At 34.1% G+C, this 17,549-nt stretch carries 20 protein-coding genes; 5 read left to right on the forward strand and 15 right to left on the reverse strand.

The genetic code is table 11. The features are described from left to right. Positions 1-108 precede the first annotated feature (108 nt). On the reverse strand, positions 109-1,386 hold the full coding sequence (locus FJOH_RS25695) for an MFS transporter (protein ID WP_012026938.1): 1,278 nt from the start codon (positions 1,384-1,386) through the stop codon (positions 109-111). Positions 1,387-1,657: 271 nt separating this feature from the next. Between FJOH_RS25695 and bshC the strand changes: the two genes are divergently transcribed. The 3 genes from bshC to FJOH_RS25710 all read left to right on the forward strand — a co-directional run bounded on the left by bshC (position 1,658) and on the right by FJOH_RS25710 (position 5,196). Continuing rightward, complete coding sequence (gene bshC, locus FJOH_RS25700) at positions 1,658-3,247, forward strand: bacillithiol biosynthesis cysteine-adding enzyme BshC (protein WP_012026939.1); 1,590 nt, start codon at positions 1,658-1,660, stop codon at positions 3,245-3,247. 114 nt (positions 3,248-3,361) lie between these two features. After that, positions 3,362-4,633 carry an acyltransferase family protein gene (locus tag FJOH_RS25705; protein WP_012026940.1) on the forward strand — a complete coding sequence of 424 codons (1,272 nt, stop codon included), beginning with the start codon at positions 3,362-3,364 and terminating at the stop codon, positions 4,631-4,633. Between the two features lie 143 nt (positions 4,634-4,776). Next, positions 4,777-5,196, forward strand: coding sequence for a nucleoside-diphosphate kinase (locus FJOH_RS25710; RefSeq protein ID WP_012026941.1), 420 nt, complete (start codon positions 4,777-4,779; stop codon positions 5,194-5,196). A gap of 141 nt (positions 5,197-5,337) precedes the next feature. Here the strand turns inward: FJOH_RS25710 and FJOH_RS25715 are convergent, their stop codons facing one another. Both FJOH_RS25715 and FJOH_RS25720 read right to left on the reverse strand, forming a co-directional pair. Next, the gene (locus FJOH_RS25715) at positions 5,338-5,634 is read right to left on the reverse strand and encodes a DUF721 domain-containing protein (protein ID WP_012026942.1); all 297 of its coding nucleotides are present in this window, start codon (positions 5,632-5,634) and stop codon (positions 5,338-5,340) included. After that, entirely contained in the window at positions 5,615-6,055 is a 441-nt protein-coding gene (locus FJOH_RS25720; RefSeq protein ID WP_012026943.1) for a hypothetical protein, read from the reverse strand. Before FJOH_RS25720 ends, FJOH_RS25715 begins: the two co-directional genes overlap by 20 nt. A gap of 233 nt (positions 6,056-6,288) precedes the next feature. Between FJOH_RS25720 and FJOH_RS25725 the strand changes: the two genes are divergently transcribed. Further along, positions 6,289-7,359, forward strand: coding sequence for a serine hydrolase domain-containing protein (locus FJOH_RS25725; RefSeq protein WP_012026944.1), 1,071 nt, complete (start codon positions 6,289-6,291; stop codon positions 7,357-7,359). Positions 7,360-7,430: 71 nt separating this feature from the next. On the opposite strand, the gene FJOH_RS25730 is transcribed toward FJOH_RS25725, so the two are convergent. The 12 genes from FJOH_RS25730 to FJOH_RS25780 all read right to left on the reverse strand — a co-directional run bounded on the left by FJOH_RS25730 (position 7,431) and on the right by FJOH_RS25780 (position 16,829). Continuing rightward, complete coding sequence (locus FJOH_RS25730; protein WP_044048176.1) at positions 7,431-7,610, reverse strand: hypothetical protein; 180 nt, start codon at positions 7,608-7,610, stop codon at positions 7,431-7,433. A 6-nt stretch (positions 7,611-7,616) separates the two neighbouring features. After that, entirely contained in the window at positions 7,617-8,570 is a 954-nt protein-coding gene (gene ftsY, locus FJOH_RS25735; protein WP_012026945.1) for a signal recognition particle-docking protein FtsY, read from the reverse strand. A gap of 265 nt (positions 8,571-8,835) precedes the next feature. Continuing rightward, entirely contained in the window at positions 8,836-8,988 is a 153-nt protein-coding gene (locus tag FJOH_RS26695) for a DUF4295 domain-containing protein (RefSeq protein ID WP_012026946.1), read from the reverse strand. 75 nt (positions 8,989-9,063) lie between these two features. Next, positions 9,064-9,246, reverse strand: a complete 183-nt coding sequence (gene rpmG, locus FJOH_RS25740) for a 50S ribosomal protein L33 (RefSeq protein ID WP_008253902.1) — start codon at positions 9,244-9,246, stop codon at positions 9,064-9,066. A gap of 27 nt (positions 9,247-9,273) precedes the next feature. Next, a complete protein-coding gene (gene rpmB / locus FJOH_RS25745; RefSeq protein WP_008468080.1) occupies positions 9,274-9,510 on the reverse strand; it encodes a 50S ribosomal protein L28 in 237 nt (78 codons plus the stop codon). Between the two features lie 71 nt (positions 9,511-9,581). After that, positions 9,582-10,835, reverse strand: coding sequence for a CinA family nicotinamide mononucleotide deamidase-related protein (locus tag FJOH_RS25750; protein ID WP_012026947.1), 1,254 nt, complete (start codon positions 10,833-10,835; stop codon positions 9,582-9,584). Positions 10,836-10,996: 161 nt separating this feature from the next. Further along, entirely contained in the window at positions 10,997-11,341 is a 345-nt protein-coding gene (locus tag FJOH_RS25755; protein ID WP_012026948.1) for an Hpt domain-containing protein, read from the reverse strand. Beyond that, positions 11,341-11,952, reverse strand: coding sequence for a fumarylacetoacetate hydrolase family protein (locus FJOH_RS25760; protein WP_012026949.1), 612 nt, complete (start codon positions 11,950-11,952; stop codon positions 11,341-11,343). The genes FJOH_RS25755 and FJOH_RS25760 overlap by 1 nt, the downstream gene beginning before the upstream one ends. An 85-nt stretch (positions 11,953-12,037) precedes the next feature. Continuing rightward, positions 12,038-12,808 carry a 3'-5' exonuclease gene (locus tag FJOH_RS25765; protein WP_012026950.1) on the reverse strand — a complete coding sequence of 257 codons (771 nt, stop codon included), beginning with the start codon at positions 12,806-12,808 and terminating at the stop codon, positions 12,038-12,040. Between the two features lie 206 nt (positions 12,809-13,014). Next, positions 13,015-14,370 (reverse strand): dihydrolipoamide acetyltransferase family protein, encoded by a 1,356-nt coding sequence (locus tag FJOH_RS25770; RefSeq protein WP_012026951.1) that lies wholly within the window; start codon positions 14,368-14,370, stop codon positions 13,015-13,017. A gap of 83 nt (positions 14,371-14,453) precedes the next feature. Then, the gene (locus tag FJOH_RS25775) at positions 14,454-15,617 is read right to left on the reverse strand and encodes a glycosyltransferase family 2 protein (protein ID WP_012026952.1); all 1,164 of its coding nucleotides are present in this window, start codon (positions 15,615-15,617) and stop codon (positions 14,454-14,456) included. A 30-nt stretch (positions 15,618-15,647) separates the two neighbouring features. Further along, the gene (locus tag FJOH_RS25780; protein WP_235023033.1) at positions 15,648-16,829 is read right to left on the reverse strand and encodes a BamA/TamA family outer membrane protein; all 1,182 of its coding nucleotides are present in this window, start codon (positions 16,827-16,829) and stop codon (positions 15,648-15,650) included. A gap of 120 nt (positions 16,830-16,949) precedes the next feature. On the opposite strand from FJOH_RS25780, the gene FJOH_RS25785 reads away from it, so the two are divergent. After that, a complete protein-coding gene (locus FJOH_RS25785) occupies positions 16,950-17,540 on the forward strand; it encodes a hypothetical protein (RefSeq protein WP_012026954.1) in 591 nt (196 codons plus the stop codon). Positions 17,541-17,549: the final 9 nt, after the last annotated feature.

Here is a 17,549-nt window from a genome sequence, read left to right on the forward strand (position 1 = left end):
TTTATGGTAAAGATTTTAAAGCCGTTTTAAGTTTATTTTTTTTTATCAAAAAATCCGCAGTCCTGATAATTTTCAAGATTGCGGATTTTATCTAAATCTTTAAAAAATTTAAAACTTATGTTCGTCTTTACTTATTACTAAAAATGAAATTAGAGAAATAAGCGCGGCCGTAACTAAATAGAACCCTACATAGCTCACATCGTATTTCTTTGCCAGCCAAATGGCAATCATTGGTGCAAAAGCCGCTCCCAGTATTCCTGCCATATTAAAAGTTAAAGAGGCACCAGAATAACGAACGTTTGTTGGAAACAACTCCGATAAAAATGTTCCTAAAGGTCCATAAGTAAAGCCCATTAAAGCCATTCCTATACAGGCAAAAGTTGTTACTAAGGCAATATTTCCTGTGCTTAAAAAGAATGAAAAGAAAAATCCAAAAACAGCAATTGCAGCCGTAGCCAGAATAAGCATTTTACGACGTCCTATTTTATCTGCCACAACAGCCGAAACCGGAATAAAAATGGCAAAAAACAATACTGAGAATAACTGAATTAATAATCCGTCTCTTTTAACAATTCCTAAGTCTGAAGTTGCCCAGCTCAATGTAAACACAGTCATTAAATAAAAAACCAGGAAAGTTGTAATTGCAGCAAACGTTCCAAAAATCAATTGGTTTTTATACGATTTTACTAATTCTAAAAAAGGAACTTTTACTTCCTCTTCATGCTTTTTAGCATTTTCAAAAGAAGGTGTTTCTGTTATTTTTGTTCGAATATAAAATCCTACGATTACCAAAAGAGCGCTGGCAATAAACGGAATTCTCCACCCGTAATCCATAAAATCTTCATTGCTCATGGAATCAGTCAATAATAAAAAAGTCCCGCCCGAAAGCAATAATCCAATTGGAGCACCCAATTGCGGGAACATTCCGTACCAGGCACGTTTGTGCGGCGGTGCATTTTCTATTGCCAATAAAACGGCTCCGCCCCATTCTCCTCCTAAACCAACGCCTTGCCCGAATCGGCAGAGCATTAATAACAAAGGAGCAGCAACACCAATACTGGCATAACTTGGCAAGAAACCTATTGTTACGGTCGAAATACCCATTGTTAATAAGGCAGCAACCAAAGTAAATTTACGCCCGATTTTATCGCCGTAATGTCCAAAAAAAGCTGAACCTAACGGACGAGACAAAAACGCTATTGAAAAAGTAGCTAACGATTCCAGAGTCGCCATAGTCGAATCTGAACCCGGAAAAAATAATTGCGGGAAAACCAATACTGCAGCATTGGCATAAATATAAAAATCAAAAAATTCAATTGTAGTTCCAATTAAAGAACCAAAAAGAACATGTTTTAATGAGTTCTTCTTTTTCGGGTTAGTTTCCATGTAAAATAGATATATCTTTTTTTTGATTACAAAAATATAGTTTCATTATTAATATTTCACGTTTAGAACAATTAGTTTCAAAACACTTCTGTATTTTTAACAAATTTGATATATTTTACATTTTAAAGAATATTAATTTATTCGAATTTAAAATACTGATTTTAGGAACTTTAAAATAAAAAGTAAAAATCAAATCATAAGCAATCGTTAAAACCGTTTTTAACTGTATATTTTCATTAAATTTACAGCTGTCAAAAATAAATTTAAAATTATGCCTACCGACTGTATCAGCTATCAAACCTCTGGATATTTTTCTAAATTGATACAAGATTATTTAGATCAAAAATCAGAATTAAAAACGCTGTACAACCATTTTCCAACATTGGAAAATTTCGAAAAACAAATTGCCGAAAAAGCTTCGAATTTTGATAACCATAACCGAATTGCATTAGTTAATACCTTAAAAAAGCAATATCAAAACATCGAAATCTCGGATTCGACCAAACAAAACATTGAGCTTTTAGCACTCGAAAATACTTTTACAATAACAACAGGGCATCAGTTAAACTTATTTAGCGGGCCTTTGTATTTCTTATACAAAATCATTTCGACCATTAATCTTACCAAAGAATTAAAATCGAAATATCCATCTTATAATTTTGTTCCCGTTTATTGGATGGCAACAGAAGATCATGATTTTGAAGAAATCAATTATTTTAATTTTAAAGGAAAAAAATTCAGATGGAATAAAGAAAGTAATGGTCCGGTTGGCCGACTTTCAACTGAAGGTCTAGCTGAGTTTTTAGATATTTATTCCTTAGAATTAGGTTCGAGTACGAATGCCAATACTTTAAAAAAGCTTTTTGAAGACACTTATTTAAAACACGATAATCTGGCTGATGCAACCCGATTTTTAGCCAACAGCTTATTTGCTAATTATGGTTTAGTAATTATAGATGCTGACGATGCTGATTTAAAACGTGCTTTTATTCCGTATGCCAAGGAAGAATTAGAAAAACAGACTTCATACAAAGCTGTTCAGGAAACAATTGAACAATTAAAAGAATATACCGTTCAGGTAAATCCGCGTGAGATTAATTTGTTTTATATTGAAGACAATCTGCGCGAAAGAATCATTTTTGAAGAAGATAAATATTTTGTAAACAATACAAAAATCTCGTTTTCTAAAGATCAAATTCTTTCTGAATTAGAAAATCATCCTGAAAAATTCAGTCCAAATGTGATTATGCGTCCGCTTTATCAGGAAATAATCCTGCCTAATTTATGTTACATTGGCGGAGGCGGAGAAATTGCTTATTGGCTGGAATTGAAATCATTTTTTGATGCCGTAAACATCACTTTTCCGATGATTTTAGTTCGTAACTCTGTTCTTTTGGCAACAGAAAAACAAGCTAAAAAAGCAGACCAGTTAAACTTAAGCTGGAAAGACCTTTTTACCAAACAAGAAAATTTAGTAAACGCGATTACACATAAAATTTCTGCATTTCCAATTGACTTGACACCTCAAAAAGAAATATTGAAAACCCAATTTCAATATCTTTACGAATTAGCAGCTCAAACCGACAAATCGTTTTCTGGAGCTGTAAAAGCACAAGAAGTAAAACAAACAAAAGGTCTGGAAAATCTTGAAAAACGTTTATTAAAAGCGCAAAAAAGAAACCTGAGCGATCAATTGCAGCGCGTTATTGATTTACAATGCGAACTGTTCCCAAATAACAGTCTGCAGGAACGTCAAAGTAATTTTTCTGAATTTTATCTGGAAAAAGGCGAACAATTAGTACCGCTTTTATTACAGAAACTGAAACCTTTAGAAATGAATTTTAACATTATAACAATTTAAAAAAATAAAGTAATAATGCTGAGAACCAAATAACCACCTATCTCTCTAAATTATTATTCTTCAAACCAAATAGCGATTTTTAAAATTATTAACTAACCAATTTACCCAAAACCAATGGTAAAAGAACGCTTAATTTCGCTAGATGTCTTTCGTGGACTAACAATTTTATTAATGACAATCGTAAACAATCCCGGTGACTGGGGAAATGTTTATCCGCCATTATTACACGCCGAATGGCACGGCTGCACCCCAACTGATTTAGTATTTCCGTTTTTCATTTTCATCATGGGAGTTGCTGTTCCGCTTGCAATGCCTGATAAATTTTATGACAGCACAACATTCAATAAAATCTTAGTTCGTTCTTTACGAATGCTTTGTTTGGGGATTTTCTTTAACTTTTTTGGAAAAATCCAGCTATTTGGACTCGAAGGTATTCCGCTTTTAATAGGCAGACTGGCAATAACCATTGCTGTAGGTTATGCCTTAATGGGAAGTTTTAGTTCAAAAGTCAAAAACATTCTGGCATTTTCGATTCTGTTTATTTATCTGTTTTTAGCTTACAGTGGTATCGAAGCCTATCATGATGTAAGACTTCCGGGAGTTTTGCAGCGAATTGCAATTGTGTATTTTGTAGTTTCGCTTTTGTATTTAAAAACCTCTCAAAGAACCCAGATCATAACCGGAATTGTTTTATTATTGGGTTATTGGGCAATCATGACTTTAATTCCTGTTCCCGGAATCGGCGAAGCCAATCTTGAAAAAGGGACCAATCTGGCTTCCTGGCTTGACAGCGTTTTGTTAAAAGGCCACATGTACCGCGGTACCATAACCTGGGATCCGGAGGGAATTTTAAGTACACTTCCATCAATCGTAAACGGAATTATTGGTTTACTAATCGGACAGGTTTTACAGCGTGATACAACTAAAATTCTAAAAGCCCAGAAAATGGGAATTGCAGGAACGATTCTTATATTTTTTGGATTAATGTGGGATTTGGTTTTTCCAATTAATAAGTCGCTTTGGACTAGCAGCTATGTTTTATATACAACAGGATTGGCAACAGTATTCCTGACAATTTTATATTACACCATCGATATTGCAGATTATAAAAAAGGATTCAAACCATTTTTAATCTGGGGTGTAAATCCAATGATTGTTTTCTTTACTTCTCAGATTATTCCACAGGCATTAGTAATGATCGAGTTTCAAAACCCGCATAATCCTTCAGAAAAAATCAACTTATTAAATTATCTGTACAGCTTTTGCATTGCACCGTTTTTCAACAATCCAATGACTGCTTCACTCGCAGGCGCATTAGTTTACGTGTGCATCTGGACCTTTATTTTGTGGATATTCTACAGAAACAAATTAATATTCAAAGTTTAAAATTTTCATCATATATGTAGAGGCGCACAGTTGTGCGTCTTTTTTTTGGTTAAAACATCATTCTAACGTGTTTTAATTACGAATTAATTAAAATCAATTCACAAAAAAAGTCTACTTTTGCACAAAATTTAATAAAATAGAAAATGGCAACAAATAGAACTTTTACAATGATTAAGCCAGATGCTGTTGCAAACGGACACATCGGAAATATCTTAGCAATGATCACTAATGGTGGTTTCAAAATCGTTTCATTAAAATTAACTCAATTAACTGTAGCTGATGCTAAAGCATTCTACGCAGTTCACGCAGAAAGACCTTTCTACGGAGAATTAGTTGAATTCATGTCACGCGGACCAATTGTTGCTGCAATTTTAGAAAAAGACAACGCAGTAGAAGATTTCAGAACTTTAATTGGAGCTACAAATCCAGCTGAAGCTGCTGAAGGAACTATTCGTAAAGCATACGCAACTTCTATTGGAGAAAATGCAGTTCACGGTTCAGACAGCGACGAAAATGCTGCTATCGAAAGTGCATTCCACTTTGCCGGAAGAGAGCAATTCTAATAATTAGTTTTCAGTCACAGTCACAGAATTCAGTGATTGTAAATCATAAAAAAAATCCTGTTTGTTATACAAACAGGATTTTTTTTATTCCCTATAATAGATCAAGACTGAAAACTGTCACTGAAAACTGCGACTAAAAAATCAGCGTAATACTACATCCCTCACAACATCACGTCCTAATTCTTCATTAATCATTTTAACGATTTTTGATTTTCCGTGACTTAACTCTTCTCTTAGAACAGCCGAACCAAGTTCAACATAAAGCGTACTTCCTTTTAAAACAACATTTCTGGTGTATGTATTCACGCCATTTCCCATTAGTTGTCTCCAAGCCTCACGCACATCAATTTGATCCATTCCAGGCTGTAATTTATTCACCTGAATAATCTGTTGCAAAACAGCCCCAATCGTACTTTCGTTATTTAGTCTTTTTGCCATCGTTTAAAATATTTACTGGTCCTGTTTTTTTATAATGATATTCTTTGTTCTGATCATTTTTTACCACAAAAGTTTCGTCTGAAATCGAAATCAATTCCTCACTCCATTTTGCGTAATCTGTTTTGTAATCCAGAAAAGTTCCTTTGTCTGTAAATCGAACCGAAACATTTTCAAAAGTATCTGTTGTCAAAAAAGTGCCGTCAAGCTGCGCCATTACTTTTGTACGCGTTCCTTTATTGCCTTTAATCTGGAAATAATCAAAATTCTCGTTCATGCCGTAAACCTTATCTTCACCTTTATCAAAAACCACTTTTTCAATTTCCCAATATCCGTTTAGTTTTGCAATATCTGCCGGTTTTATTTCCTGTTTACAGCTTACAAACAAAAGCGATAAAACCAAAATCATAAAAGTGTTTTTCATAATAATTATAATATTAATAAGGAGCTGATCCTGCTGTCTGCTATATCTTTTCCCGGCTAAAGAAGCCCAAAAAAGGATACCGCTCCCATCAGGGCTGTGGCTTCCGTTTTCAAAAGAAATTTAGTGAATTACAAAGGTAACTTTATATCATTTAAAAGAAACAAAAAGATCATAAAACCCATTAAACTATTTTACATATTTTTGGTCAAAGCCCTAAACCAAAAACATAAACCATGACCAAAACCATCTGCACATTACTGACAGCCCTATTTTTAATAAGCTGCAGCAAAGATTCAGCCGAACCAGAGCAAAATCCAGACTCGGCAGAAACCATGTACTTTCCTCCATTAACAGGAACTGTCTGGGAAACAAAATCAATCGCCGACTTAAAATGGAATCAGAACGCCGTACAGCCGCTTTTAGATTATCTGGAACTTAAGCATTCTAAATCGTTTATTATTTTAGTAAATGGACGAATTGTTCTGGAAAATTATTTTAACGGACATAGCGCCTCAACAAACTGGTACTGGGCGAGCGCCGGAAAAACGTTAACTTCGACAGTTACCGGAATTGCACAGCAGGAAAATCTGCTTAATATCAACAATAAGGTTTCACAGTATTTAGGAACCGGATGGACCAGTGAAACATTAGCACAGGAAAATTTAATTACCTGCAAACATTTACTCACAATGACATCTGGACTTGATGACAGCACAGATGATGTTGATCCTGCCTCTTTAAAATACAAAGCCGATGCAGGAACACGCTGGGCCTACCATAATGTATATGTAGAACTGCAGGATGTTGTGGCAAAAGCAAGCGGACAAACCTGGGGGAATTATTTCAACGCTAAATTAAGAGACAAAATAGGAATGAATGGAACTTGGGTTCAGCTTGGCGTAAACAGCGTTTATACGAGCACAACAAGAAGCATGGCACGTTTTGGATTATTAATGCTGAATAAAGGAAAATGGGAAAACAATATTATTTTAAACGAAGCTTATTTTAACGAAGCAACAACCACTTCTCAAAATATTAATCTAGGATACGGCTATTTGTGGTGGCTAAACGGAAAAAGTTCTTATCATTTACCACAGTCACAACTTACTTTTCAGGGAAGCATAATTCCAACAGGACCAAGCGATATGTTTATGGCTTTAGGAAAAAACGATCAAAAAATCTATGTAATTCCAAGCAAAAATATGGTTGTCATTCGAATGGGAGACGCAGCAGATGATGAAAACCTTGCATTATCTGATTTTGACAAAGTCCTCTGGGAGAAAATCAGTGCTTTATACAAATAAAAGCAAATAAAAAATCCGAGAATACTTTATCAAACTAAAATATCCTCGGATTTTTTTTTAAACATAATGTTTTATCGCTTCGTTTTAAGTCTTTTTAAAATTCCCATAAAGAAAAAAACAACTCCCAAAACTAATAAAATATAGTAAAAAGAAAGGCTTTTATCTCTGGTAACATTTGCTAAAACAAAACACACAACACTCACAAAATAAAAAGTAAGCGGTGTAATATTTTTAAAAGATTCTAAACTCATTATAAATTATTTAAAGAAACTGTCAACGAATTCATATTTATTAAAGACTTGTAAGTCTTCAATTCCTTCGCCTACACCAATATATTTTACCGGAATTTGAAACTGGTCAGAAATACCAATTACAACACCGCCTTTTGCTGTTCCGTCTAATTTTGTAACTGCAAGTGAAGTTACTTCTGTCGCGGCAGTAAATTGTTTTGCCTGTTCAAAAGCATTTTGACCTGTTGAACCATCTAAAACCAAAAGTACATCATGAGGCGCATCTGCAACTACTTTTTGCATAACACGTTTTACTTTAGAAAGCTCATTCATTAAATTGATTTTATTATGCAAACGTCCAGCAGTATCAATAATTACAACATCTGCATTTTGAGCTACGGCAGACTGCAGGGTATCAAAAGCTACAGAAGCGGGATCACTTCCCATATTTTGTCTTACAATTGGAACATTTACACGATCTGCCCAAACTTGCAGCTGATCTATCGCAGCGGCACGGAAAGTATCGGCTGCACCTAAAACAACTTTATAACCTGCTTTTTTGAACTGATAAGCCAGTTTGCCAATTGTGGTCGTTTTCCCAACACCATTTACTCCAACAACCATTAAAACATAAGGTTTTTTATCTTTTGGAATTTCAAATTCTGTTGCTTCACCTGTATTGGTTTCAGACAATAAACCGCCAATTTCATCACGAAGAATTTGATTTAATTCATCTGTTCCTAAATATTTGTCTTCGGCAACGCGTTTTTCGATTCTTTCGATAATTTTCAGCGTGGTGTTTACTCCAACATCTGAACCTACCAAAACTTCTTCAAGATTGTCTAAAACGTCATCATCGACTTTAGATTTTCCTGCAACAGCTTTGCTTAACTTAGAGAAAAAAGTAGTTTTTGTTTTTTCAAGACCTTTATCTAAAGTCTCTTTTTTTTCGGTAGAGAATAATTTTTTAAAAAAACTCATTTTTAATTTATTGTTAGTTTTAGATTGTTCTTGAGTTTTGAAACAATCCTGATGTTTATAGAACGCGTATTGTTTTTAATCTAACCCCGACAGGATCGATATCCTTTGCCTGGCTTTTTTTAGACAGGTAAAGATAAAGAGTATGGCGGGAACAAATGTTTAAAAAAAACACAATTTGTGGTGTTTCTATAAAATTTTAAACAAATATAAAAATAAAAAAGCTACTTCCGAAAGAAAGTAGCTTTTCTATATATTGTATTTGTAATTATTTCTTTTTCAAGAATTCATCAACTAATTCAGGAGCCATAATAGATTCTACGAATATATATGCACCAGTTTTTGGAGATTTTACCATTTTGATGGCTTTTGATAATCTCTTAGAAGATGTTTGTAACGATGCTACGGTTTTCTTTGCCATGATTCAAATGTTATTTGAAGTTTTTATAAAACTCAAATGGCAAACAACCATTGAGATTTACAAAATCTCTAATTATTACTTAATTTCTTTATGAACAGTTACTCTTTTTAAGATTGGATTAAATTTTTTAATCTCTAATCTGTCTGGAGTATTTTTTTTGTTCTTAGTTGTAATATATCTAGAAGTTCCTGGAACACCAGAAGTCTTGTGCTCAGTACATTCTAAAATTACTTGGATTCTATTACCTTTCTTTGCCATCTTGCTATATATTTATTTAGGAAAAGATTATTTGATAAATCCTTCTGACTGTGCTTTTTTCAAAACAGCAGTGATTCCATTTTTATTAATTGTTTTTATCGTAGATGCTGCTACTCTAAGAGTAATCCATCTATCTTCTTCTGGAAGATAAAAACGCTTTTTAACTAAGTTTACAGAAAACTTTCTCTTAGTTTTGTTCATAGCGTGAGAAACGTTATTTCCTACCATCGCTCTTTTACCTGTAAGGTCACAAACTCTTGACATTATACTTATCTTTTATCGTTATTCAAAATCAGGGTGCAAAGAAAAGAAAAATAAACCATTGTAGCAAAAAATTATTGCACAATTTTTAAAATTTCTTTCTGTAATATTTCTAAACTCTTAATAGTCGCCCTATCTATCACTTTTTCACGCGGTTGTCCAAAGTTAAATTCTTCTGTAATTACTCCGTTTGGTGTTGCCAAAGCAATAAAAACAGTTCCAATTTCAGCTTCTGAGTCACCTTTTGACGGACCAGCATTTCCGGTTGTCGCAATTGCATAGTCTGTTTTTAGTATGTTTTTCACATTCAAAGCCATAGCAGCCGCAACCTCAGCACTTACTACCGAAAACTGGTCTATTAAATCCTGCGAAACTCCCAAAACATTAACCTTTGCTTCTGTTGCATACGAAACAACACTTCCTTTAAAATATGCAGAAGCGCCCTGAACAGATGCCAAAAGCGACGCAACTTTTCCTCCTGTACAGCTTTCTGCTGTCGAAACGGTTTTATTTTGTTTGGCAAGCAGTTTCCCTACTACAGTTTCGATGGTTTCATTTTCTTCGTAACCTACTATAATATCATGAATTATAGCATCAAGCGACTGAACATTTTCTTCTATTGCTTTTTCAAGCACCTCTTTATCTGTTCCGCGGGCAGTCATACGAAGGCGGACTCTTCCCGGATTTGGCAGATAAGCCAGTTTTATAAATTCAGGCAGGTTGTTTTCCCAGTTTTCAATACGTTCTGCGACTAAACTTTCGCCCTGACCGTACGTTAAAATGGTTTTATGAATTATATATGGGCGTTTATATTCTTTTACAATTTTTGGGATTATTTCGTTTTCTACCAGATATTTCATTTCATACGGAACTCCCGGAAGTGAAACAAACACTGTGTTTTCCTTTTTCATCCACATTCCCGGAGCTGTTCCCATTTTATTATGAAGAACGGTGCATTTTGACGGAACAAGCGCCTGATCTTTATTTAACTGCGAAATTGGTCTTTTATAAAATCCTTCGATAAGTTCTGTTACGTGAGCCAAAACTTCTGGATTTACCACCAGTTCATCATCAAAATATTCGCAGAAAGTTTTTTTGGTAACATCATCTTTTGTCGGCCCAAGACCGCCTGTTACAATTACAACATCTACTTTATTCTGTAATTGTGCAAAAGTGTTTAAAATATGCTGTTTATCATCGCTTATCGAAATCATTTCATACGTTTCGACACCAATTCTATCCAGCTCTTTGGCTATAAAATTTGAATTTGTATCTACAATTTGACCAATTAAAATTTCATCTCCAATGGTAACTATTGTTGCTTTCATAGTATTAAAAGTTTTACTTATAAAGTTATAAGTTTATTTATGAAGTAGGATTGCGGAAATGATTTGAGGCAGGAAACAAAGAAACCTTTGTTTATATGTGAAGTAAAATCGTAAACAGAGAAAACAACCCGCCTTTGGTTAAAAAGCGGGATTATTAAATTTTACAGATCAAAGTCTTTTTTTATTTCTTTGATCGCGTCTTTTACCTGAACTTTTATACTTTTAAAAGTTTCGATAATATCTTTTTTCTTTCCTTCTGCTTTTGTCCACGCTTCGACTTGCAGAATTTCTTCAAATGCCACATTCAGTCCCATTAAATCTAATGTAGGTTTGATTTTGTGCGCATACGAATAAGCATACTTATGATCCTTTTTCTTAATTCCTTCTTTGATTTGTTTTAAATCTTCAGGAACTTCTGTAACAAATAGTTTAAGAATTTCGTTTACAAATTCGGGGTCATTGTCTGAAAGCGCATACACTTTCGAAAGATTGTACTTTAAAGCCATTATTTTACTTGTATTCTGAATAATTTTTTATCTTCTAAAAAGCCTTCCAAAACATCATTTGGTTTTACCGGCCCAACACCTGCTGGTGTTCCTGTAAAAATAATATCTCCAATTTTTAACGTAAAAAACTGCGATACATACGAAATCAGTTCATCAATTTTCCAAAGCATCAAACTTGTATTTCCTTTTTGAACGATTTCAGAATTTTTTTTGAGCTCAAACGTAAGATTTTCTAACGAAACAAAATCACTTTTTGGTAAAAAATCTCCAATTACCGCAGAGCCGTCAAATGCTTTTGCTTTTTCCCAAGGCAGTCCTTTGGCTTTCAATTTATCCTGTAAATCCCTGGCAGTAAAATCGATACCTACACTGATATCATCATAATATTTGTTCGCAAACTTAGGTTCAATATACTTTCCTACTTTGTTAATTTTCACAATTATTTCTAATTCGTGATGAACTTCTTCAGAAAATTCGGGAATTACAAACGGATGCTGTTTCAATAAAACTGCCGAATCCGGTTTCATAAAAACCACAGGTTCATCCGGACGCTCGTTTTTTAATTCCTCTATATGATTGGTATAATTTCTACCGATACAAATGATTTTCATTTTTTTTAAAGGTACTGAGATACCAAGTTACTGAGCTGCTAAGGAAAAAAAACTTAGAACCATAGAAGCTCAGTAACTCAGAATCTTATTTTGTATTTAATTTTCTCAATTTAATCCCTGTCAGAACTTTTTTGGTGTACAAAGGAAAATCGGCGTTTTGAATCCAGCTGAAATATCCAGGCTCTGTTTCCAGTACTTTTTCAACTTTTGCCCCTTTGTGTTTTCCGAAAGTAAAGATTTCTTCATCATCATTATCAAAAGCGATCATTCCGGCAAAATCAGCAATTCGTTTACGAGTTGTAAACTCAGACAATGATTTCATATCGTTTTCTAATTCCGGATAACGATCTAACTGCGCTTTTAAAATTTCGTAAGTTGCCATTGTATCCGCTTCTGCAGAGTGTGCATTATCAAGACTTTTTCCGCAGTAAAACTTTAAAGCCGCACTTAATGTACGCTCTTCCATTTTATGAAAAATAGTCTGAACATCTACCGAAACTTTATTTTTCATATCAAAATCAACTCCGGCACGAAGCAGTTCTTCTGCCAGCAGCGGAATATCAAAACGATCTGAATTAAAACCTGCAAGATCGCTGTCTTTTATCATATTATGAACCAGCGGAGCAAGTTCGGCAAAGGTTGGTTCGTTGGCTACCTTTTCATCAGTAATGCCGTGAACCGCCGTAGTTTGTGGAGGAATTGGAATTGTTGGATTAACCAGCCAGGTTTTACTTTCTTTATTTCCGTTTGGAAAAACTTTAAATATCGAAATTTCTACTATTCGATCTTTACCGATATCAATTCCAGTTGTTTCAAGGTCAAAAAAGCAGATTGGTTTGTTAAGTTTTAATTCCATTTTTAATTTTTATAAGATTACAAATGTAATTTTTTAAAGCCAAAGTTCCTGAGCAAATTCTTATTTTTTTGACCAAAATTGGCTTTTTTTGTTGGTTTTGAGTTTAAAATCAAACCAAAACGAGTTGTTTTTCTCCATTTTTTATAAACGAAAAAACCCGAAAAACTTTTAAATTTTTCGGGTTTTCAAATTTTATTTTAAATCGACTAGAAATCTCTTTCTACATCAAAAGCTTCTAAATATTCTGCTACTCTTTTCACAAAACTTCCTCCTAATGCGCCATCTACCACTCTATGATCGTAAGAGTGAGACAGGAACATTTTTTGACGGATTCCGATAAAATCTCCTTCTGGAGTTTCGATAACCGCAGGAACTTTACGAATCGCACCAAGAGCTAAAATTCCAACCTGTGGCTGATTAATAATAGGCGTTCCAAAAACACTTCCAAAAGTTCCAACATTTGTAACAGTGTAAGTTCCGCCTTGTGTATCATCTGGTTTTAGTTTTCCTGCTTTTGCACGGTTTCCTAAATCGTTAACTGCTTTTGCCATTCCAACAAGGTTTAACTGATCTGCATTTTTAATTACAGGAACAATTAAATTTCCGTTTGGCAATGCTGCTGCCATTCCTAAATTGATGTTTTTCTTTTTGATGATATAATCACCATCAACAGAAATATTCATTCCAGGGAAATCTTTTAACGCTTTTGCAACTGCTTCCATCATAATTGGTGTAAAAGTCAATTTTTCACCTTCTCTTTTTTCGAAAGCGGTTTTAACTTTATCTCTCCATTTTACAATGTTGGTTACGTCAACCTCAATAAAAGATTGAACGTGAGCCGAAGTTTGTACAGAAGCTGTCATGTAACCTGAAATCAGTTTACGCATTCTGTCCATTTCCACAATTTCGTCACCACCGTTTACAGAAACCGGAACAGCCTGCTGGCTTTTTTGAGCGACTGGTTCTGCTTTTGGAGTTTCAACAACAGCCTTTGGTGTTTCAACCACTGCTTTTGGAGCTTCTTCAACTGCTTTTGGAGCTTGCACAACCCCTGACTTGCGGTCTTCTATATATTTAAAAATATCATCTTTTGTTACTCGGCCATCTTTTCCTGAACCTTGAATACTATCTAGTTCTGCAACAGAAATACCTTCTTCTTTTGCAATATTTTTTACCAGAGGAGAAAAGAATTTATCTGATCCTGCAAAATCCTGCGGAGCAGTTACGGTTTCTTTTACTGCTTCGATAGTTTTTTCTATTTCTACTGCTTCTGCAGGTACAGAAACTTCGACAACTGGAGTTACTGCAGGCGCATCACCACCTTCTGTTTCGATAATTGCAATAGTCTGCCCTACCTGAACTAAATCATCTTTGCCAAATAATTGTTCAACTAAAATTCCTGATACTTCACTTGGCACTTCGCTGTCAACTTTATCAGTTGCAATTTCCAGTACAGCTTCATCAGCTTCAATTTTGTCTCCCACTTCTTTCAACCAGTTAGTAATGGTTGCCTCAGCGACGCTCTCTCCCATTTTTGGAAGCTTTAATTCAAATCTTGCCATATTATTATTCTAAAGGGTGATTTTGATTTTCTGATTGCGAAATTACTGAAATTTTTAAATATAAATTACACTTAATATAATTTTTACTCAATTTTAATGATTTGCCCCCTGTCATTTCTTGAATTACTTCCAATAATATAACTTGCCTTTTTAGGTAAAATCTTAAAAGTAATGTTCTTATCTTTAAGAGTTTCTATGATATTGATACATTTTTTGAATGAAACATAGTGATTATCCAAAATGATCTCTGCCTTTTTGCCCTTTAAAATCAGGGACGAATTTACCATTTTTTCTTTTTTGAAATCTAAAAATCGAACTTTATTTTCTAAAATCGAAGCCAGTTTTTTAGTCAAATTCGTATTTTCGGAGTACAAAATATAACTTTCCGGCAGCGGTTTTTCTTTTGGTTTTCCCTGAAACATTTTTACAAAAGAGAAAAACCATGTTCCTATTTTGATGAAAAAACTAAAAAACCATGATTTTTTAAAATGCTTTTGATAGAAAAAGTTCATCGCATCCTGAAAGCGTTTCATATACAACTCGTCTTTTACCGTGCTTTCTCCTTTATAATGTAAAACGGTGGTTTCATGAAAATAATAGTTATTTCTTTTCATCTCAAGCGTACGGTAAGACAAATCGATATCATCGGCATACATAAAACAGTTTTCATCAAAACCATTTAATTTTTGGTATAAATCTTTCTCTAAAAGCATAAATGCTCCCACCAAAATTTCAACTTTACCGGTTTGGTTTTCGTTTAAATGCTGGGCATAATAACGATTAAAGAGATTTGATTTTGGAAATATTTTATATAATCCGAAAATCTTTGTAAAAGCAACCCAAGGCGTTGGAATACCGCGTTTACTTTCGGGCAGAAAACTTCCGGTTCCGTCAATTAATTTACAGCCGACAATTCCCAGATCTTGTTTTTCTTCGGCGAAAGCCAAAATTTTAGTAAATGTATCTTCAGCAACGACAGTATCAGGATTTAAAATGCAGATATATTTCCCTCCTGCCTGATTAACGGCAATATTGTTTCCTTTTGGAAAACCGAAATTTTCTTTGTTTTCAATTAATTTAACTTCGGGGAATCTTGTTTTCATCATCAAACAACTGTCATCAGACGAATTATTATCGACAACAATAATTTCGGCATCAAGACCAGAAATGGCTTCCTGAACACTTAAAACACATTGTTCTAGAAAGTAACGCACATTATAATTAAGAATAACAACCGATAATTGCATTGAAAATTTAAAATTTGATTTTGGGGAAAGTTAGAAATTTTCGGCTAAACCTAACCGCAATGACCAGTCGTTTTTACTAATTCCGTAATCTAGAACTAAATTACTATTGTTTTTCTTGTTCCATTTAATGCGTAATCCCGTTCCAATTGCCGGATTCCACTTTTTAAACTGATACGTTTCTAATTTTGAAACCGAGGAAATATTGGTAAAAAATACGGCACCCCAGAATCCGTTTTTTGAAATATCAGTTCGGTATTCCGTTTCAAAATAAATCAGGGCATTACTTCGAAACCTGTTTCGGGTAAATCCGCGTCCGGTTCTGCCATCGCGATCCCAGCCAATACTTGGCAGATCTAAATAATGAGGTTTTCCGCCAAAAGTAGACCAATAAAAGGCACGATAAGCTAAAACCCGATGTTTGTACTTATGAAAAGAATGGTATTTACGGGCATCAAAATAAATTGAATTCCACTTTTTTCCTTCCACACCGCTTGTATTAATTCGGTAATCTGCCTCAACATACAAACCTTGTTCCGGATTTACATTGTTTTCTCTGGAATCATAAAGTCCCTGAATGGCAGCCCCAAAAGAAGTTTCATCTGAAAAATCGCCATTCATATATTTAACATAATCTGTTACTTCATCTATATAAGAGTCTTCGGAAATGTTTTGGTAATTATCCAGCAGCAATCCCAGTCCGAGTCTGAAATTACCAATTACTTTTCGGGTTGCAAACTGATAAAAACGCCATTGCTGATAATCCAGAGTTGACATTTTTTCATCTGTATTATGTCCGCCCAAACCGTAAGTATCCTGCGGATAAATCATATATCGATAATCGCCTATAAAATTCCATTTGTTATCTTTTGTATAAATATAACTTTGAACAGGAAAAACATATTGTTTGGTAAAACTAAAATAAGGCGAAAATGAAACCTGCGACATTTTAGTCTTGTCGCTGTCGCCAAGATAAAAGGTAGTTAAAAACGACACGACCAAACCTGTATTTTTATCGGCATCTAGTGGTACTGGAAGCAGGGAAAATGCTATTTTTTTATCCTCGCTTTTTCGTAATGAATCGTTTTTATTAAAAAGCTTATACAAAACATCGAGAATGTCTTTGTTATTTCTCGAAATAGAATCGTTTTGGCAATAGCAGACTTGCATTTGAAAAAAGAAAAAGAAACCCAATAGAAGTTTTGCATTTTTCATATCTTAAGCTTTTCAAAAACAATATCTTACAAATTTAAAATTTTATTCAGAATAGACGTTCTTTTAAAAATAATAAAAAGAAAATTCTATTTTTGAATACAGTAAACAATTTCTCTTTTGATGAAAAACAAAACTCTGGCTTTTTTAAGTTTCTTTCTTTTCCTGACTGTATGGTTTGGAATATTAGGTTTCGCTGCTATAGAAAAAACTTCGAATTCCGGTCTTGATTTGGTAAAAACCTCAACCTGGTATATTGCCGGTCCAGCCCTGGAAAATCAGGAAACGATTAACAGGATTCGAAAAGAAAAAGGAATTGTAAAAGTTACTGCAAAAGATAATCCGATTGGAGAAATCGAACTGAATGTAATGATTACAGAAGCAGATTCTAACGACGGCGCTCCGACGAATTTGTCTGAAAATTCAAAATACCTCAGTATTACTTACAAATCTTCTCATCTTATAAAAATCCAGGCAAGAGAAGGAAACGCAGAAGGAACTGGCTGCATTCATGGCGGTTCGCACCCCAGAGTTGATTTACCTGTTTCTGCCAAAAAATTTACAACGATAAAAATCCCATGGACGGATTTTAAACAAGACGGTGATCCAAACGGAAAAACATTAAATATTCATAATCTCTGTAAATTCAATTTTGTGAATTATAATCCGGTTTCGGGAGCGAGTCTGGAGATAAAATCTGTTGTTATAGAATAGTATTCAGTC

The organism is Flavobacterium johnsoniae UW101, from assembly GCF_000016645.1.
GTDB lineage: Bacteria > Bacteroidota > Bacteroidia > Flavobacteriales > Flavobacteriaceae > Flavobacterium > Flavobacterium johnsoniae.